At 72.9% G+C, this 18,711-nt stretch carries 12 protein-coding genes; 3 read left to right on the top strand and 9 right to left on the bottom strand.

From position 1 onward, the window contains the following. Position 1: 1 nt before the first annotated feature. The 5 genes from FFA01_RS04795 to FFA01_RS04775 all read right to left on the bottom strand — a co-directional run bounded on the left by FFA01_RS04795 (position 2) and on the right by FFA01_RS04775 (position 6,270). Positions 2-790: an alpha/beta fold hydrolase gene (locus tag FFA01_RS04795; RefSeq protein WP_167627287.1), complete on the bottom strand. Its 789-nt coding sequence runs from the start codon at positions 788-790 to the stop codon at positions 2-4. 95 nt (positions 791-885) lie between these two features. Beyond that, positions 886-2,673: an ABC transporter ATP-binding protein gene (locus FFA01_RS04790; RefSeq protein WP_146853533.1), complete on the bottom strand. Its 1,788-nt coding sequence runs from the start codon at positions 2,671-2,673 to the stop codon at positions 886-888. Continuing rightward, the gene (locus FFA01_RS04785; RefSeq protein WP_146853531.1) at positions 2,670-3,629 is read right to left on the bottom strand and encodes an ABC transporter permease; all 960 of its coding nucleotides are present in this window, start codon (positions 3,627-3,629) and stop codon (positions 2,670-2,672) included. The genes FFA01_RS04790 and FFA01_RS04785 overlap by 4 nt, the downstream gene beginning before the upstream one ends. Further along, on the bottom strand, positions 3,626-4,606 hold the full coding sequence (locus FFA01_RS04780) for an ABC transporter permease (protein ID WP_146853529.1): 981 nt from the start codon (positions 4,604-4,606) through the stop codon (positions 3,626-3,628). The genes FFA01_RS04785 and FFA01_RS04780 overlap by 4 nt, the downstream gene beginning before the upstream one ends. After that, positions 4,603-6,270, bottom strand: a complete 1,668-nt coding sequence (locus FFA01_RS04775; RefSeq protein WP_146853527.1) for an ABC transporter substrate-binding protein — start codon at positions 6,268-6,270, stop codon at positions 4,603-4,605. The genes FFA01_RS04780 and FFA01_RS04775 overlap by 4 nt, the downstream gene beginning before the upstream one ends. A 361-nt stretch (positions 6,271-6,631) precedes the next feature. On the opposite strand from FFA01_RS04775, the gene FFA01_RS04770 reads away from it, so the two are divergent. Beyond that, positions 6,632-7,969 carry a globin domain-containing protein gene (locus tag FFA01_RS04770; protein ID WP_146853525.1) on the top strand — a complete coding sequence of 446 codons (1,338 nt, stop codon included), beginning with the start codon at positions 6,632-6,634 and terminating at the stop codon, positions 7,967-7,969. 166 nt (positions 7,970-8,135) lie between these two features. Here the strand turns inward: FFA01_RS04770 and FFA01_RS04765 are convergent, their stop codons facing one another. The 4 genes from FFA01_RS04765 to FFA01_RS04750 all read right to left on the bottom strand — a co-directional run bounded on the left by FFA01_RS04765 (position 8,136) and on the right by FFA01_RS04750 (position 15,516). Continuing rightward, complete coding sequence (locus FFA01_RS04765) at positions 8,136-9,311, bottom strand: LacI family DNA-binding transcriptional regulator (RefSeq protein WP_146853523.1); 1,176 nt, start codon at positions 9,309-9,311, stop codon at positions 8,136-8,138. A 94-nt stretch (positions 9,312-9,405) separates the two neighbouring features. Continuing rightward, complete coding sequence (locus FFA01_RS04760; RefSeq protein ID WP_146853521.1) at positions 9,406-10,095, bottom strand: LysM peptidoglycan-binding domain-containing protein; 690 nt, start codon at positions 10,093-10,095, stop codon at positions 9,406-9,408. A 302-nt stretch (positions 10,096-10,397) separates the two neighbouring features. After that, positions 10,398-12,650, bottom strand: a complete 2,253-nt coding sequence (locus FFA01_RS04755) for an acyltransferase family protein (RefSeq protein ID WP_167627286.1) — start codon at positions 12,648-12,650, stop codon at positions 10,398-10,400. Between the two features lie 202 nt (positions 12,651-12,852). Beyond that, the gene (locus FFA01_RS04750) at positions 12,853-15,516 is read right to left on the bottom strand and encodes a S8 family serine peptidase (protein ID WP_146853517.1); all 2,664 of its coding nucleotides are present in this window, start codon (positions 15,514-15,516) and stop codon (positions 12,853-12,855) included. A gap of 221 nt (positions 15,517-15,737) precedes the next feature. Here FFA01_RS04750 and acs point away from each other — a divergent pair, with 221 nt between their 5' ends. Continuing rightward, on the top strand, positions 15,738-17,789 hold the full coding sequence (gene acs, locus FFA01_RS04745) for an acetate--CoA ligase (protein WP_146853515.1): 2,052 nt from the start codon (positions 15,738-15,740) through the stop codon (positions 17,787-17,789). A 67-nt stretch (positions 17,790-17,856) separates the two neighbouring features. Continuing rightward, a complete protein-coding gene (locus FFA01_RS04740) occupies positions 17,857-18,654 on the top strand; it encodes an isocitrate lyase/PEP mutase family protein (protein WP_146853512.1) in 798 nt (265 codons plus the stop codon). Positions 18,655-18,711: the final 57 nt, after the last annotated feature.

Raw genomic sequence — 18,711 nt, 5'->3', positions numbered from 1 at the left:
GTCAGGAGGCGCGGGTCGGGTCCGCCACGGACCCCCAGAAGTCGGCGAGCAGGGCCGCGGTGGCCGCCGGCTGCTCGATCTGGGGCGAGTGCCACGCCCCGGCGATCACCTCGTAGCGGGCGCCGAGCCGGTCGGCCATGTCGCGCTGCCAGGGGATCGGCCAGGCCGCGTCCCACTCGCCGTGCGCGACCAGGACGGGCACGCCCGTCGCGGCGAGCGCCTCCGTGGTGTCGTCGGCGAGCTCGAGGATCTCGCCGCCGGCGACGACGCTGTGGGCGCTCGTGCGCGCCATGCGCATCCGCAGGAACGCCGGCTCGGGATCGAGCTCGGCGTCGGCCAGGCCGAGGGTCGCCGGGTTCGTCGCGTCGAACAACGCCGACGTCCCCTTCTCGGCGACGAGGTGCCGCTCGAGGTGCTTGCGGTCGGGCCAGCCGTGCGGACCCGAGCAGAGCATGGTGTACGAGGCGAACAGGCCGGGGTCGAGCAGCACCGCGGCGCGGCCGATCACCCCGCCGAGACTGTGGCCGAGCAGGTGCACGGGGCGACCGTCCGCGAGGAGCGGGGCGATGCGGGCGATGTCGCGCGCCTCCTCGGCGAGGCTGTGGTCGGCGAGCGACGGAGGCGCGACCGAGTCCGCCTGACCCCGCCGCGTCACCGCGACCACCTCGAATCCGGCGTCGCGCAGCAGCGGCATCGTGACGCGGAAGTCCTCCTTCGAGCCGGTGTAGCCCGGGACCACGAGGACGGTGCCGCGGGACTCCCCGCCGGGGACGACGCGGTAGGCGCTCAACCGGCCGACGGGCAGGTCGATCGCGACCGTGTCGACCCCGGGGGCGACCGGGAGCTCGCCGAAGACCGGATGCGGGGCGAGGTCGCGCAGGGTGCTCAGAGCGCACCACCCCCGGGGCGCGGGTGCACCTCGGTCGCCGCCTCCTGCGCGCGGCGCCGGGGGTTCGGCACCGCGTCGAGCAGCCTCACCGTGTACGGATCGGTGGGCCGCTGCAGCACCTCGGCCGTGTGACCGCGCTCGACCACGGCGCCCTGGTGGAGCACCATGATGTCGTCGGTGATCAGGCGGGCGCTCAGCAGGTCGTGGGTGATGTAGAGCATCGAGACGCCCCACTGCTCGCGGAGGTCCTCGAGGAGGGCCAGCACGCCGGCCCGCAGCGAGACGTCGAGCATCGAGACCGGCTCGTCGGCGATGATCACCTGCGGGTCGCTCGCGAGGGCGCGGGCGATCACGACGCGCTGACGCTGCCCGCCCGAGAGCTGGTGCGGCAGCTTCGCCGCGAACTGCTCGACCGGCGTCAGACCGACCGTCTCGAGCAGCTCGAGCACCCGACGCCGCGCCTCCTGACCGGTCAGTCCCGTGTAGTTCACGACCGGGCGGGTCAGCGTGTACTCGACGGTGTGCAGCGGGTTGAGCGCCGCGTACGGGTCCTGGAAGACCATCTGCACGTCGCTGCGGAAGCTCCGCAGGGCGCGGCCCCGCAGCGTCGTCACGTCGGTGTCGCCGAACGTGACGCTGCCTCCGGTGGGCTTCTCGACGCCCGTGACGAGCTTCGCGATGGTGCTCTTGCCCGAGCCGCTCTGCCCGACCAGGGCCAGCGACTGGCCGGGCTCCAGCGTGAACGACACGTCGCGGACGGCCCGGACGGGGTCGTCCCCCCGCCGAGGAGGCGCGTAGGTCTTGGACACGCCGCTGACCGTGATCGCGTGCTGGGCGACGCGCTGCCCCCGGGTCGCGACCGTCGGCACCGAGGTGGTCGTGTCGACCCGTCGGTCGCCGCGCGCCCGACGGACCGAGCGGTCCTCGAACCCGGGCAGCGAGACGACCTCGGCACGGGGATCGGCGTAGTGCGAGAGCAGCATGCGCGTGTAATCGTCCTGCGGGTCGGCGAGCACGCCGGCCGAGGGGCCGTCCTCGACGATGCGGCCCTCGTGCATCACGAGCACCCGCTGGGCCGACTCGAGCACGATGCCGAGGTCGTGGCTGATCAGCACGGCCGTGAACCCCTCGCTCCTCTGCAGCGAGATGATGGTGTCCATCACGGCGTGCTGCACGAGCACGTCGAGCGCGGTGGTGGGCTCGTCGAACACCATCAGCTGCGGCTCGAGCGAGAGGGCCAGCGCGATCGAGACGCGCTGGCGCATCCCGCCGGACAGCTCACCGGGGAACCGCGCGAGCACACCGGGGTCGAGCTCGACCTTGGACACCAGCTCGGCCGCGCGGCTGTGCCAGCGGTCGCGCGGCACATGGCCGTGGGCCTTGAACACGTCGACGAAGTGGTTGCGGATGGTGCGCACCGGGTTGAGCGCGTTCATGCCCGACTGCAGCACCATCGCGAAGCCGCCCCGGCGCTGCTGACGCAGGGCCTCGGTGTCGAGGTCGCGCACGTCGGCGCCGTCGAACCGGATGCTGCCGCCGTTGGTGCGGGCCGGCGGCTTCTGCAGCCGGGTCAGCGCGTAACCGAGCGTCGACTTGCCCGAGCCGGACTCGCCGACCAGGCCGACGAACTCGCCCCGCTTCAGCTGGAACGACACGTGGTCGACCGCCTGCACGGGTTCGGCGCCGGCGCTCTCGTAGACGACGCTGAGGTCGCGGACGTCCAACAGGACGTCGTCGGAGGACGAGGAGGCGCGGTCTGCGGTGGTGAGGTCCGTGGCGGTCATGCGCGCGCCTCCTTCTTGGTTCGCTTGGCTCCGCCTTCGCGGAGGCGGGGGTTGCCGACGGCGTCGACGCCGAAGTTGATCAGGGTCAGGCTCATCGCCAGCAGGGCGATGCAGAGGCCGGGGGCGAAGAGCAGGATCCACTGGCCGGTGAGCAGGGCGTTCGAGTTCTGCGCCCAGTAGAGGATCGTGCCCCAGCTGACGATCGACGAGTCGCCCAGCCCCAGGAACTCGAGGCCGGCCTCGGCGAGGATCGCGCTGGTGGCGGCGCCGAAGAACGAGCCGGTGATCAGCGACGTCATGTTGGGCAGGATCTCGCGGAACACGATGCGACCGGCGCTCTCGCCCGAGAACCGGGCCGCGGTGACGAAGTCGCGCGAGCGCAGCGACTGCGTCTGACTGCGCAGCACGCGCGCGCCCCAGGCCCAGCCCGTGATGACGATCACCGCGAGGATGACCGCGATGCCGCCGTTCTGCAGGTAGGCCGCGATGACGATCATCAGGGGCAGCCCCGGGATGACGAGGAACAGGTTCACGATGAACCCGACGACGTCGCCGCCGAAGCCCTTCATGTAGCCCCAGCTCAGTCCGATCGCGACGGCGACCAGCGTCGACAGGACGCCGGCGACGACGCCGACGAACACGCTGATGCGGGCGCCGTAGATCAGCTGGCTCAGGACGTCCTCGCCTGCCGCGGTCGTGCCCATCCAGTGGGCCCAGCTCGCATCGGCGTTGCGTTCGAAGCCGTTCTCGCTGCCGCCGTAGGGCGCGATCAGCGGAGCGAGGATCGCCACGAGCACGAAGACTCCGAAGATGACGACGCCGATCTTCGCCTTGGGGTTCGACCAGATGGTCGCGCCCATGCGGGCGATGGTGAGCCAGCGACTGGGCGCCTTCTGCTCGGCGGGGCCGGTGGGGGGCGCGCCCTCGGGCAGGTGGACGGACACGGTGGAGGTCATCGGCGGGTCCTTGGGTCGAGCACGCCGTACAAGATGTCGACGAGGAAGTTGGCGACGAGCACGCTGACCGTGATCATCAGGAAGAGGGCCTGCATCAGCGGGTAGTCCTGGCCGATGACGGCGTTGAACAGCAGGTAGCCGATGCCGGGGTAGCCGAACACCTGCTCCACGAGGATCGAGCCGCCGACCACGCCGCCGAGGGCGAGGCCGAAGCCGGTCAGGTTGGGCAGGATCGCGTTGCGGGCGGCGTAGCGCACGGCGACCGTGCGGCCCTTCAGACCGTTGGCCTCGGCGAAGGTGACGTAGTCGTCGCCCAGCGTCGAGATCATCGCGTTGCGCATGCCGAGGATCCAGCCGCCGAGACTCGTCAGGAGGATGGTGATGGCCGGCAGCACCGCGTGCTGCAGCGCGTCGCCGATGAACGCAGGCGTGAACCCGGGCGTGGTCGTCGCGCCGTAGGCCCCCGTGGTCGGGAACCAGTGCAGCACGTAGCCGAGGAAGAACAGCAGCAGCAGGGCCGTCCAGAAGTACGGGAACGTGCTCATGAAGCTGCCCGACAGGGTGGGCAGCGAGTCGAGCCAGGTGCCGCGCTTCCAGGCCGCCGCGACGCCGATCAGGGTGCCGAGCACGAACGCGATGATCGTGCAGACCCCGACGAGGATCAGCGTGAACGGCAGCGCCTGACCGACCAGGTGGCCGACCGTCTCGGGGAAGAACGTGTAGCTGGTGCCGAAGTCGAGACGCACCACCTGACCGAGGTAGCTGACGTACTGCTGCAGCACGTTGCCGCTCGGCACGCCGAGCTGCGCCTCGATCGCGGCGCGGGTCGCATCGCTGACGGGTCCGTTCTGCGAGAGCTTCGCGATCGCGGCGTCCGTCGGACTGCCGGGCATCAGCCGCGGCAGGATGAAGTTCAGCGTGACGGCGGCCCACAACGTGAGCACGAACAGGCCGAGTTTCTGGGCTGCGTACTTCACTTGTCGTCCCCTTCGTTCGAGACGCGCTTGAGCTTGGTGAAGATCAGCAGCGGCGCCTGGTCGTAGTTCTGCGGGGCCATGTAGGGGTTCTCGGCGGATGGCCAGCCGGTGAACTTCGAGTCGTTGAACAGACCCCAGAGACCGCCGTAGTACAGGCCGATGACCGGGAGCTGGTCGTAGACGACGTTCTGCAGCTCGTAGCCGAACCGCTTCTGCTGCTCGGGATCGGTCGTGGCCTTCCAGTCGTCGAGCAGCTGATCGACCTCGGGGTCGCTGAAACGCTCGAAGTTGGCGGCGGTGGTCTCGCCGACCGGGGTCGCGAACTCGCTGTTGAGCAGGTTGTTGAAGGCCTGGTAGACGTTGCCGTTGCCCATGCCGCCCATCGCCATGTCGAACTCGCCGTTGGCGATGGCCGACTGGTAGCCGGCCGGCTGGGGAGCCTGGATCTGCACGTCGATGCCGATCGCGCCCAGCTGGCCCCGCACCTCCTGCACCGCGCGCAGCCAGTCGGTGTAGCCGTTGGCCGTCAGGATGGTGATCCTCAGCTGCTGCCCGTCGGGGCCGACCATCCGGTCGCCCTGCTGCGTGTAGCCGGCCTCGGCGAACGCGGCCAGGGCCCCGTCGACGTCCTGCTCGAGGATGCCGTCGTTCGGGATCGACGGATCGAGGTCGTCCTCCTGGTTCGGCAGGATGAGACCGGTCTGACCGGCCGGCTCGAGGTAGCCCTCGGTCGCCGACTCGGCGATGGGGCCGCGGTCGAGCGCCAGCGCGATGCCCCGTCGCACGTTCACGTCGTCGAACGGCGCCTTGGTGAGGTTCGGCACGAGCCCGATCACGCCGCCCGGCGGGAACCAGAACCGGTTGTCGGGGCTGGCGGCGCCCCAGGTGCCCTCGACGTCGCTGATGAACGAGTACGACCAGTCGTAGCCGCGCGTGACGGTGTCGAGCTGGTTGTTCGTCGCGGGGAGGATCAGGTGCTCGATCTCGATCTTCTCGGCCTGCCAGTACGACGGGTTCCTGTCCATCGAGTACTGCTGCGGCGAGTAGTTGCCGAGCGTGAAGGGGCCGGTGCCGACCGGGTCGGGGTTGCGGAACGTGGTCGGGTCGTCGACGGTGCTCCAGAGATGCTCGGGCACGATCGTGGTCTGGCCGATGATCTCCATCGCCGGCACGTCGTCGGTCTGCAGGTGGAAGACCACGTGGTCGCCCTGCTGCTCGATGGTGTCGATGTGCTGCCAGGCGCCCTTGAGGTCGAGCGTGGGGTTCGCCTTGATCAGGTCGAACGTGTAGACGACGTCGGCCGGGGTCATCGGGGTGCCGTCGGACCACTCGACGCCGTCGCGGATCGTCATGTCGATCGTGCGCGCGTCGGGCAGGTCGGTCCGGCTCGCCAGCCAGGGCGTGATCTCGCCGTCGAGCGGGTTGATCTCGAGCAGCGGCTCGTAGATCCACGTCGAGGCGGTGCGCTTGTTCGTGAGGAACGGGTTGAAGTTCCGCTCGAACTGCGGGTTGCCCTTGTCGGCGTTGATCAGCATGGTGTCCGCGCCGATCGAGGGATCGGGTTGGCTGCGGATCTGGATGCTGCAGCCTGCCAGCAGCAGGGCCGCCGCCGTGGCGGCCGCCGCGGCGCGCCACAGCGCGCGGGGTCTTGACGTGTGCTTCATCGCCACGGTTCTCTCATTCGTCGTCGAGGTGAGTCTGACGAGTGTAAGCGCATACATGGCGTGACGGCAAGCGTGCGGCGCGTCTGCTCCCGTGCCGGGCGGCGGGTTCCGTGCACCGCGGGCGGGTCGGCGCTGACCCGCCACCTGTGCAGCGGACCCGCCGCCCGTGCAGCGGACCCGCCCCGCACCGAGAGAGCCGGGTCCGGGGCCGGGGCGGACCCGGGGCCCGGGCCGGGGCGGAGCCGGGCCCGCGCCGGGGCCCGGGTGATTCGAAGTCGAGACATCCGCAGGCGCCGCACACCCCGAGCCGCCACAATCGTGAGCGGGCCGGGCCCCGACCCGGTCGCCGAGGAGGACTCCCATGGTCACCGCGTCGCAGACCGTCGCCCTGGCGCGGACGCTGCCCGACGTCGCCGCGCACGCCGACGACATCGCCGCCGACTTCTACGACCGCCTCTTCGCGGCGCGGCCCGATCTGCTGCGCGACCGGTTCAATCGGGGCGAGCACGCGCAGGGCCGCCAGGCCCGCGAACTGGCCCGCACCGTGGTCGCCCTCGCCGAGGCCGTGATCGACGCCGCCCCCGGCAGCGGCACGAGCACGAGCGCCCGCGCCGCCGCGACCCTGCACCCCTCCCCCCACCAGGCCGGCGCTCCCACGCTGGCCGGGTCGACCGCGGCCGAGATCACCTCGCGCCTGGCCCAGCGCCACGCGGCGCTGGGCATCCGTCGAGGCGACTACGACGTGTTCGTGGGTCATCTGCGGGAGGCGACCCGCGCCTCCCTGGCGGACCGCTTCGACGCGGAGGCGGACGACGCCTGGACGGCGCTGTACCGCCAGGTGACCGACGAGGTCGCGGCGAGCGTCGCCGACCTGTACACCCGGGCCGATCTGGAACCCGACGAGGAGTGGCGCGAGGCGATCGTCACCGAGCACCGCATCGAGGCGGAGGACGTCGTCGCCCTCACCCTCGTCTCGGCCGACAGCGAGGCGCTGCCGGGATACCGGGCCGGGCAGTTCGCGTCGGTTCAGGTCGAGCTCGCCGACGGCGCCCGCCAGATCCGGCAGTACAGCCTCCGCGGCGGCCACGACGAGCAGTGGCGGATCAGCGCTCGCGTGCTCGACGGGGGCGGGTTCGCGCCCGACGGCGAGGTGTCGAACCACCTGCTCCGCGAGGTGCGGGTCGGCAGCGTCGTGCACGTGTCGCCGCCGATCGGGTCGCTCACCATCGACCAGCTCGACGACGCCCCGCTGCTGTTCGTCTCGGCCGGGATCGGCTGCACGCCGGTGCTCGGCATGCTCGACCACCTCGCCCGCACCGACCCGTCACGGCAGGTCACGGCGCTGCACTTCGAGCGGACGCCGGAGCGGCACGCGCACCGCGCCGAGCTCGAGGCCCTCGTCGCGTCGATGCCGGACGCCACCCTGCGGGTCAGCTACACCCAGGGCTCGCTGTCGGCGCTCAGCGCCCTGGCCGAGGCGTCGATCGACGGCCCCGGCGTCTATCTCGACCCGATCGACCTCGGCACGGTGGCCCTCACCCCGCAGCACCGGGTGTTCCTCTGCGGGCCGGTGCCGTTCATGGCCATCGCCCGCGCCGCCCTGATCGAGCACGGGGTCGAGGCGGACCGGGTGCACTACTTCGTGTTCGGGCCGGACGACGGCAGCGTCACCGGCATCGACACCGGCCAGCGCGGCTGACTCGACCCGCGACCCGCGCCGGTGCGGGATCGAGTGGTCCGAAGATGCTCGTCGTCAGCCGACGAAGAGCATCTTCTGACCACTCGATCGGGATGAGGAGGGGGCGCGAGGAGGAGCGGGGCGGGGAGACGAGGAGGCGCGGGGCGAGGGAGCGAGGAGGCGCGGGTCAGCGCGCAGGGCAGCTCTCGCGCAGCAGGACCTCGACGGGCAGGGTCACCCGCTGCGGAGGCAGCCCGGGGTCGGTCAGGCGGCTCACCACGGAGCGGACGGCGACCCGGCCGAGCTCGCCCATCGGCTGCCGCACCGTCGTGAGGCGCGGGGCGGAGAACCGGCCGGCCTCGATCCCGTCGAAGCCGGTCACGAGCACCCGGTCGGGCACGTCGACCCCGGCCCGGGCGAAGACGTCGAGCACGCCGAGCGCCGACTGGTCGTTGGCGCAGACCACGGCGTCGGGTAGTCGTTCGCCCGAGACGAGCAGAGCCTCGGCGGCGCGGCGGCCTCCGACCCGGCTGAACTCGCCCCGCTCGACGCGCACGCGCACGGCGGCGCCGGACCCGTCGGCGGCGCCGGTCGCCACGGCCTCGTCGAAGCCCCGGTGCCGGTCGGCCTCGTCGGGCGAGTCCGACGGGCCGGCGACGTACACGAGGTCGGTGGCGCCGTGCTCCTCGAGGACGAACGAGGTGAGAGCGCGCATGCCCGCGGTGTTGTCGACGCTCACGTGATCCAGCTCGTCGCCGGGCCGTGAGTCGGCGAGCACCACCACGGGGATCCGACGCGAGACGTGCGCGAGCAGGTCGGCCGGCACGGTCTGGGCCAGCACGGCGAGGCCGTCGACCCGGCCGGCGATGTCGTTGAGGATGACCTCGCGGCTCGAGCCGCGTCCGGCGGCGACCATGAGGGCGAAGCCGCGGCGCCACGACTCCACCTCTGCGCCGCGCAGCACCTCGTCGAAGTAGAGGTTGGCGGGGTTGGACCAGTGCCGCGCGGTCGTGAGGGCCGAGGGCGAGTCGATCCGCGCCTCCTCGCCGGCACCGAGGCGATCGTCGCCGAGGCGGTCGTCGATCAGGGGGATGCGGCTCGAGTCGGTGAGCGAGGCCCAGTCGGGTTCGGGCTCGTCGATCGCGTCGTGCCCCGGGAGGAACAGGCCGAGCACGCCGTGACGCCGGCCGGCCAGCCCCCGGGCCGCGCCGCTCGGCACGTAGCCGAGCGCGCGCACCGAGCCGAGCACCCGGGTGCGCGTCTCGGGTCGGACGTCGTCGGGTCGGCGGAGCACCCGCGACACGGTCGCGATGGAGACGCCGGCGTGCGCGGCCACGTCGTAGACGGTGGGGGCCTTCGTCACGGGGTCCTTCCACGGGGAGCGGTCCGGACCATCCTAGGCACGACGACGGGGAGGCGCGGGTCGCCCCGCGCCTCCCCGTCGTCGTCGCCCGGACCTACGGAGCGACCGGCAGCTCGAGCACCTGGCCGACGGTGATCACGTCGGGGTCGGTCACGGTGTCGAGGTTGGCGCCGGCGAGACGGGTCCAACCGCCCTCGATGTCGAGGTCGGCCGAGATGAGGTCGAGGCTGTCTCCGGCCTCGACGGTGTAGGTCTCGCCGCTGCTCTCGACGGCGGCGATCTCGGGCACGGCGGGCGCGACCGGGGCGGCCGGGGTCGCCGCGACAGGGGCCTCGCTCGTCGACCCGGTGCTCGACTGGGTGGCGGGCGCGGGCGCCGCCTCGGGAGCGGCGGCGGGCGCCGGTGCCGGGGCCGGTGCCGGCGCCGGTGCGGCGCCGGTCGTGCCGCTCAGCCCGAGCTGCGCCGAGCACGACGGCCAGGCGCCCCAGCCCTGCGAGGCGAGGACGCGCTCGGCGACGGCGATCTGCTCGCCCTTGCTGGCGTTCGCCGCGCTGCCGGTGCCGCCGTTGGCGGCCCAGGTGCTCGGGCTGAACTGGAGCCCGCCCGAGTAGCCGTTGCCCGTGTCGATGGCCCAGTTGCCGCCGCTCTCGCAGTTGGCGAGGGCGTCCCAGGTGGAGACGTCGGCCGCGCTGGCGGGTGCTGCGGCGAGCCCGATGCCGGCGCCCGCGAGGGCGACGACGGCGGCGGATCCGAGCAGATTGCGGGTACGTGTGGTTCGTGACATGTGTTGCGCTCCGTCGAGGTCACCCGAGCACGGCGCGACAGCGCTCGTACCGTTGCCCGCCTCTCACCAGATCGGTCGGATGGCGGCGACCGCAGCCCGGGCAACGGGGTGACGTGCGGTGCCGTCGTGGCCCCCGCACGACGGCGGGTGCTGGCCACGAGCCCCTGAGCGGGACGACGGCCCACCGTAGCCACGAGCCCCGGATCAACCAACTCGGACCGGTCGGTCTGCCGGAGGCGCGGACCGGGTTCTCCACAGCCCGATCGGCACGCCCATGGGCTCGGTCCCGTGAAGGTCAACGTTCACTGGGAATCACCGTCGGCCGCGCCGTCCGAGTCGGGATCACCCGACAGGACGCCGTCGACGGCCAGCCGTTCGCCGAGGGCCGGCGCCATCGCGACCGCGAACGCCCCCGAGTAGTGCACGTAGTCGATCTTGACCACGTCGTCGCCGATGAACGCCGGGCAGACGTCGTCGACGCAGGTGAACTCCCGAGCGTCGACCCAGGGCTGCCCACGGTCGGCGGCGAGCGCGCCGATCGCCGCCGCCCGCTCACGCCAGGGCCCTCCGACGCGGGTGAGGCAGTCGACCGGCGAGCCTCCGGGCCGGTAGCACTCGCGCATGCTGGCCCCAGGCGGTGGCGGCGAGAGGTGGACGACGCGGCCGACGTGAGGATCGATGCGGTCGAGGTAGCGCCCGAGGCCGTCGGCGAACTCGGCGACGGTCGCATCGCGGCCCTCGCCGGCGAGCGGCATGGGCTCGTAGGTGTTCTGCACCACGACGAGGTCGGGCTCGAGGCTCTCGATCAGTCGGAGCGTCTCGGCCCGGTGATCGGCACAGGCCTCGGTGTCCTCCGTGTCCCAGGCGAGGTCCACGAACGAGCAGGCGAAGCCCGCGCGGCTGACGACCCGCAGCTCGCCGTCGGACCGTTCGGTCAGTGCCACGAACGAGTCGAGCTGGTGGGCGGCCGTCGAGTCGCCGACGAGCACCATCGTGGTCGCGGCGTCGGCCGCCCCGAAGGTGCACCGCTCGGCCGGGGCCACGGTGACGACGTCGCCGCAGGGCAGGTTCGCGCCCCCGGGGATGACGCCGTCGATCGGCGGATCGAGGTCGGGCCAGGTGGTGGCCCCCAGGGCGGCGATCGTCTGCTCGCGGAGGGCCGTGCGCAGCGGGCCGAGCTCGCCGCCGGTCGCGCCACCGGCCCCGTCGTCGCCCCCGGCGGCGCCGTCGCCTGCGCCATCGTCGCCACCCGCGCCTCCGGAGCCGTCGCCGGTGGACCCGCCGACCGACCCGCCCGTCCCGGCGGTGATCACGGGGGGCGCCGCGATCGGCTTGACGTTGTCGGCGGCCAGAGCGATCACGGCCATCGTGACGACGGCGAGCGCCCCGACGGCGGCGATCCGCTGTTCGCGGTGGCGCCCCGGAGTCCGCGGCCGATCGCGTCGCCGCAGCCGGGCTCGGAGATCCCAGGACGCCGCCATCGCGGGCTTCTCGATGAGGTGATGCCCCACGATCGCCGTCGAGAGGGCCGCGACGTAGACGGCCGCGGTCGCCTCGGGCGCGACGGCGCGGATGACGACCAGGGCGGGCCAGTGCCAGAGGTAGAGCGAGTAGCTGATGTCGCCGAGGTAGGCGGCGACCGGGTTCGTGAGCGGCCACGGTCGACGCGCGCCCGGCACGGAGCCGCCGGCGATGACGGCGACGGTCGCCACGACGGGCACCGCCGCCCACGGCCCGGGGAAGCCCCAGCTCTGGTCGATCATCAGCACCGATGCGACGATGACCGCCGTGCCGATCCAGCCGAGCGCGGTCCCGAGCGCAGGAGGCACGGATCGCCAGAGCCCGACGGTGACGGCCAGCAGGGCGCCGGCCCCGAGCTCCCAGGTGCGGGTGAACGTCGAGTAGTACGCGACGACGGGGGCGTCGGCGGACTGGACGACGGCCCAGAGGAAGGAGCCGGCGCAGACCGCGGCGAGGACGACGCCGAGCGCGCCGCGCAGACGTCGGCCGGCGAGCACGGCGGCCGCCAGCACCAGCATCGGCCAGACGAGGTAGAACTGCTCCTCGACCGACAACGACCAGAAGTGCCGGAACGGCGACACCGGGCCGTCGGCGGCGAAGTAGTCGACGCCTCGCGCGGCCTCGTGCCAGTTGGCGAGGAAGACGGCCGACCAGCCCGCGTCGACGGCGGACGAGACGAGCCTCGTGGTCGACAGCAGGGCGGCCACGGCGCCGAGCGTGACGACGAACACGACCGCCGCCGAGGGCATCAGACGCTTGACGCGACGGAGGTAGAAGCGGCGCATCGAGATGCGACCGGTGCGCTCGTGCTCGCGCAGGAGCAGCCCGGTGATGAGGAACCCCGAGATGACGAAGAAGACGTCGACCCCGACGAAGCCGCCGCGGGGCCACCCCGAGACGTGCTCGACGACCACGGCCACGACGGCCACGGCGCGCAGACCCTGGATGTCGAGGCGCTTTCCGGCCGATGCGGGCTTCGCCCCGCGGGCGCCCGGGGGGCGCGGCGCACCCGGTGCTCGGCTCTGCTGCGACATGGACCCTCCTGACGACGACTCGAAGGGAATGCTACATGCTTTCATACCTCATGCCTGCGTGATCCATGACCATGGCGCTGTTATCCACAGGCGTGGGTGACGAGGGGTGCATGGGGAGGGATCGTCGCCGAACGGCGGGGGATGAACGGAGCGACGGCGGGCGCCCGAGGGCGCCCGCCGTCGCGGTGGATCGATGACGCGGTCAGTCGGTGGTGCGGTCGGCGACCGAGCCGACCCGCGCCTCCTCGGCTCGTGGACGACGACGGCGGACGGCCGCGGCGACCGTGAAGGCGAGTCCGGCCAGCACGAGGGCGGCGGCGGCCCCCATGACGGGCGTCGATTCCGAGCCCGTGTAGGCGAGCGCGGTCGGGCCACCGGCGGGGACGACGACGGGCGGGACGTCGCCGGCGGGGACGTCGACGGCCGGGGGCGCCGACGGATCGGGCACCGCGGCGGCGTCGCCGACGACGGAGAAGCCGACGGCGGGGCCGGTCAGGGTCACGCTGTCGTCCGCCAGGAAGCCCTGACCCGCGACGATGTAGTCGCCCGCCGGGACCGACGTGAAGTCGATGCTCCAGTCCCCGGCCGCGTCGACGAAGGTCTCGCCGAAGGTGAGCGAGCGCTCCGGGTCGAAGGGCGTGGACGCCGGTGCGGCCAGGGCCGCTGCGGCGGAGTCCGCCGTCACGGAGACGTCGTCCGAGCGCAGCATGTCGCCGCCGGACGTCGCGAGGACGACCTGGATCCGGGCGGCCGGAACGCCCGTGCCGGTGACGGCGACCGTGCCGGGCTCGAGCTCGGCGCCCTGAGCCGGCGAGGTGACCACGGGCCCGGCCAGCGGAGCCGTGACCGTGACGAGCACGGTGAACGGCGCCGTGGTCGCACCGCCCAGAGGCGAGAGGACGGCCGGGCCCGTCGGCGTCTCCGGGGGGACGGTCACGATGGCGTCCAGGTCTCCGTTCTCGTCGACGGACACGGAGTCGAGGGAGGCGACGGGCTGCGTGCCGCCGTCGGTCGCGATCGACAGCGCGAAGACGTCGCCCGGGGTGAGATTCGCGCCCCGCAGCCGGAACGGCACACCCGCCTGGATCGTCCCGTCGGCGACGGCGGCAATCGGACCGAGGTCGAGATCCTCGGTGACGGCGGCGAACGCGTCGACCAGGCCGGCGCCGTAGAGCTCGGTGTCGCCGAGGTCGGTCGCCTGAGAGGTCAGCAGCGCCTGCAGCTCGGCGGGGCTCGCGTCGGGGTGCACCGAGGCCAGCAGCGCAGCGACGCCGGCGACGTGCGGCGACGCCATCGAGGTGCCGCTGTAGACGTCGTACCGACCGCCGAAGACCGTGCTGAGGATGGCCGAGCCGGGGGCGGCGATGTCGATCTCGCCCTCGCCGTAGTTCGAGAACGACGACTTGGCGACCGACCCGTCCGGCTGTTGAGCGACCGAGGCGACGGTCACGACGCCGTCGACGCCGGCGGGCAGATCGACGCAGCCCTGCGAGACGTCGCGGTCCTCGATGATCCGCGGACCGGACACGTGGTTCCCCTCGGCGTCGTAGACGCCGTCGTCGGGGCTCGTCGACTCGGTGGTCTTGTTCGCCAGGTCGTAGTCCTCGTTGCCGGCGGCGGCGACGTTCAGCACGCCCTGCTGCTGCGACCAGGCGACGGCCTTCTCGACGGCGTCGAGCGCGGGCTGCTGCTCCGGCTGACCCTCGCACCAGAACGCCCACGGGTCGACGTAGTAGCTGTTGTTGGTGACGTCCATGCCCTCGGCCGCCGCCCACATGAAGCCGCAGAGCGCGTACTCGGGGTAGATGAAGCCGTCGTAGTTGACGACCTTGACACTGGCCAGGGTGACGCCGGGCGCGATGCCCGTGATGCCCTGACCGTCGGCGTCCGCGCCGATCGTGCCGGCGACGTGCGAGCCGTGCGACTCGCTGTCGTCGACGGGGACCCATGCCGAGACGTCCTGGTCCGGGATGCCGTTGACCGAGCAGCCGACGGAGGCGGCGGGGTCGACCTGCGTGGCGAGGTCGGGGTGCGTGATGTCGATGCCGCTGTCGAGCACGCCGACCAGCACATCGCTGTCCCCGGGCTCGATCGAACGCGCCTCGGGGGCGCCGATCGCGGTCATGTCCCACTGCTGCGACTCGAGCGGCGCCGCGGTCGCACCGCCCTCGGCGCGCGGGCGGTCGATGGCGAGCGTGCCGCCGGCCCAGCCGGTCGGGACGGCGCCCTCGGTGACGGCGGCCTGACGCGTGGGTCCGGCCGACTGCACCCCCGAGGAGGCGCGGATCGCGTCGAGGAACCCGTCGTCCGTCGACTGCGCGGTCACCACCCCGATCTCGGGGTAGCTCATCAACACGACGCCGCCGGCCGCCACGACGGCGTCGCGGGCGGCCGCGGTCGCGGGCTCGGTCGGGTCGACGTTGACCACGTAGTTCATCAGCTCGCCGGCGGCGAGCGCGTCGGCTCCGGCCGTCTCGTCGGTCGCGGCGGGCGTCTCGGCGGGGGCGGGCGCGTCGGGGGCGTCCTCGGTCGCGTCCGCGACGGGCGTCTCGGCGGGGGCGGGCGCCTCGGCGGCGTCCTCGGTCGCGTCCGCGGCGGGCGCCTCGGCGGCCGGGGTCGACGCGGGCGTCCCGCTCGGATCGGCGGGATCGGCGGCCGGCGTCGAGGCGGCTGTGTCGGAGGGGGCGGGAGACTCGACGACGGCGCCGGTCTCGGTCGTCCGCTGCGCCTCCTCGGCCCCCGTGGTCGTCGGGGCGTCGGCGCCCGGCTCGGCCGCGAAGGCGGTGACCGGTGCGAGCACGAGGGCTCCGGCCAGGGTCAGGGCGGCGCCGAGGCGCACGCGCCGGCGTCGGGTCGATGTGATCACGTCTGCTCCTGTCGTCGCGACGGGAGAGAGTGCGGCCCGACCCCCGGGACGGACCGCCGCCCGAAGCGGAGTTCTGCTCAGACTAGGGCGCGGCGCGGCTCCGCGCACCTGTCCACAGGCCTTCTCGCCCCGCCTCCTCCTCCACCCCGGACGGGTGGGCCGTGTTACGTCCGGTTGCCCGGCCGCCCGCGGCTCCCGGCCCGGCTCCGTAGCATCGTCGGATGGCCACGACCGACACCATCTCGAACCTGCTCGACGAGCGTCGGACCTTCCCCGCGCCTCCCGGGCTCGCCGCTACCGCCAACGTCTCGGCCGCCGAGCACGAGCGGGCCGCCGCCGACCCGGTCGCCTTCTGGGAGGAGCAGGCGCGACGCCTCGACTGGCACACTCCGTGGCACACCGCCCACACGTGGTCGCCCGTCACCGAGGGGCCGGACGGCGAGCTGGCCGTGCCCGAGGCGACCTGGTTCGCCGGCGGACGCCTCAACGTGGCCGTCAACTGCGTCGACCGGCACGTCGACGCCGGGCGCGGAGACAAGATCGCCCTGCACGTCGAGGGCGAGCCCGGCGACCGCCGCGACATCAGCTACGCGCAGCTGCAGCGCGAGGTGATCAAGGCCGCGAACGGGCTTCGCTCGCTCGGCGTCGGCGAGGGCGACCGGGTCGTCGTCTACCTGCCCGTGATCGCCGAGACCATCGTCGTGACGCTGGCCATCGCGCGGATCGGCGCGATCCACTCGCTCGTCTTCGGCGGCTTCTCGGGCGAGGCGCTCAAGTTCCGGGTGGAGGACACGGGGGCGAAGCTGCTCGTCACGACCGACGGCCAGTTCCGCCGGGGAGGCGCGGTGCCGGTCAAGGCGAACGCCGACCACGCCGTGAGCGGCGAGAACGAGATCGAGCACGTGCTCGTGGTCCGCCGCACGGGCGAGCAGACGCCCGACGTGCCGTGGACGGAGGGGCGCGACCTCTGGTGGCACGACGTCGTCGACCCCCAGCCCGACACCGACTCACCCGAGTCCTTCGACGCCGAGACGCCTCTGTTCATCATGTACACGAGCGGCACCACCGGCAAGCCCAAGGGGCTCGTGCACACCAGCGGCGGGTACCTGACGGCCGCGAGCTACACGCACTGGGCCGTGTTCGACGCCAAGCCCGACGACGTCCACTGGTGCACGGCCGACCTCGCCTGGGTCACGGCGCACACCTACGAGATCTACGGGCCGCTCTCGAACGGGCTGACCCAGGTCATCTACGAGGGAACGCCCGACACCCCGCATCCGGCCCGGCACCTCGAGATCATCGAGCGCTACGGCGTCACGACGTACTACACGGCGCCGACCCTGGTGCGGACGCTGTCGTCGTGGTTCCCCGACGGGCTGCCCGACACCTACGACCTCTCGTCGCTGCGGCTGCTCGGCACCGTCGGCGAGGCGATCAACCCCGAGGCATGGGTCTGGTTCCACCAGCAGTTCGGGCGCGGCGAGTGCCCGATCGTCGACACCTGGTGGCAGTCCGAGACCGGGGCGACGGTCATGGCCCCGCTGCCCGGGGTCGACACCCTGAAGCCCGGGTCGTCGCTGCGCGCCGTGCCCGGGGTGTCGACGGCCGTCGTCGACGACGACGGGGTGCGCGTGCCGAACGGCTCGGGCGGCTACCTGGTCGTGCAGCGGACGCCGCCGTCGCTGGCGCGCACCGTCTGGGGCGACCCGGAGCGGTACCGCGACTCGTACTGGGCGAAGTACTGGCGTCAGGGCTGGTTCTTCTCCGGCGATGGCGCGAAGTACGACGCCGACGGCGACATCTGGGTGCTCGGTCGCGTCGACGACGTCATCAACGTCTCGGGCCACCGCCTGTCGACCATCGAGATCGAGTCGTCGCTCGTCGCGCACCCCCTGGTGGCCGAGGCCGCCGTGGTCGGTGTCGCCGACGACCGCACCGGACAGGCGATCGCCGCGTTCGTCGTGCCGGCCGTCCGCCCGGCCGGCGGCGCGGTCGCCGACGCCGGCGACGCCGCCGAGCCCGACGTGTGGGCCGAGGCCTCCCCCGCGCTCTCGGCGACGCTGCGCGCCCACGTCGCCGACCAGATCGGACCGATCGCCAAGCCGTCGACCGTGCTGGTCGTGCCGGATCTGCCCAAGACCCGCTCGGGCAAGATCATGCGGCGCCTGCTGGGCGACATCTCGGACGGGCGGGCGCTCGGCGACACCACGAGCCTGCAGGACGAGACCGTGCCCGGCCGGATCGCCGCCATCCGCGAGCGCGCGCTGCGCTGAGGGCGGCCCCGGGCGGGGGCGGGACGCGGGGGTGGTGCCGCACAGCGCGGACTGGTTGGCTGGGGGCATGTCGATCTCTTCCACGGCCGAGAAGGCCGAACTGCTCCGCTCGCTGCACATCCCCGGCGACCCGCTGATCGTGACGAACGTGTGGGACAGCATCACGGCGCGCGTCGTCGCGGGCGCACCCGGCGTGAAGGCCCTGGCCACCGCCTCCCACTCCATCAGCGAGGCGCACGGCGTCGAGGACGGCGAGGGGCTCGACGTCGACGAGATGCTCGCCGCCGCGCGCATCATCATCCGCTCGGTCGACCTGCCCGTCTCGGTCGACTTCGAGAAGGCCTACGCCACCGACGCCGCCGGCACCCTCGACAACGTGTTCCGCCTCATCGAGGAGGGCGCGGCCGGCCTCAACATCGAGGACAGCATCGGCCAGGCCAAGGCGCCGCTCTACGACCTCGACACGCAGGTCTCGAAGATCGCCGCCGCCCGCCAGGCCGGCGACCGGGCCGGCGTGCCGATCGTCATCAACGCCCGGGTCGACGCGCTGGCCGGCGACCCGGACAGCTTCGACGACGCCGTCGCCCGCGCGAACGCGTACCTCGCGGCCGGAGCCGACTGCGCCTTCGTGCTCGGCCTCGGCACCGAGGACCTCGTCAAGGCCGCCCTCGACCGCATCGACGGCAAGATCAGCGTCATCTCGGGCGCCGACTCGGTGCCGCTCGCCCGCCTGGCCGAGCTCGGGGTCTCGCGGGTCAGCTTCGGCCCGAAGTCGATGGGCCTGACGCTCTCGCACCTCCGCGACGCGGCGACCACCCTCACGGCGCGCGGCGACTACCCCGCCGAGCTCGGCTTCGCCTTCTAGGCGCGGCGCTGCCACACCCCGAATCCCGCGCTACACCCGCTTCCGTCGGGGTGTAGC

The sequence above is a fragment of the Frigoribacterium faeni genome (genome assembly GCF_007988805.1).
GTDB classification, from domain to species: domain Bacteria; phylum Actinomycetota; class Actinomycetes; order Actinomycetales; family Microbacteriaceae; genus Frigoribacterium; species Frigoribacterium faeni.
Note: the sequence above shows the minus strand (reverse complement) of the source record. Positions and strands in the feature narration are given on the sequence as shown.

Bases quoted from the DNA above. Each gene is read 5' to 3' on its own strand.
- FFA01_RS04755 (WP_167627286.1), bottom strand. From the start codon at position 12,650: ATGTCGCAGCAGAGCCGAGCACCGGGTGCGCCGCGCCCCCCGGGCGCC.
- FFA01_RS04740 (WP_146853512.1), top strand. From the start codon at position 17,857: ATGTCGATCTCTTCCACGGCCGAGAAGGCCGAACTGCTCCGCTCGCTG.
- FFA01_RS04760 (WP_146853521.1), bottom strand. From the start codon at position 10,095: ATGTCACGAACCACACGTACCCGCAATCTGCTCGGATCCGCCGCCGTC.
- acs (WP_146853515.1), top strand. From the start codon at position 15,738: ATGGCCACGACCGACACCATCTCGAACCTGCTCGACGAGCGTCGGACC.
- FFA01_RS04790 (WP_146853533.1), bottom strand. From the start codon at position 2,673: ATGACCGCCACGGACCTCACCACCGCAGACCGCGCCTCCTCGTCCTCC.
- FFA01_RS04770 (WP_146853525.1), top strand. From the start codon at position 6,632: ATGGTCACCGCGTCGCAGACCGTCGCCCTGGCGCGGACGCTGCCCGAC.
- FFA01_RS04785 (WP_146853531.1), bottom strand. From the start codon at position 3,629: ATGACCTCCACCGTGTCCGTCCACCTGCCCGAGGGCGCGCCCCCCACC.
- FFA01_RS04775 (WP_146853527.1), bottom strand. From the start codon at position 6,270: ATGAAGCACACGTCAAGACCCCGCGCGCTGTGGCGCGCCGCGGCGGCC.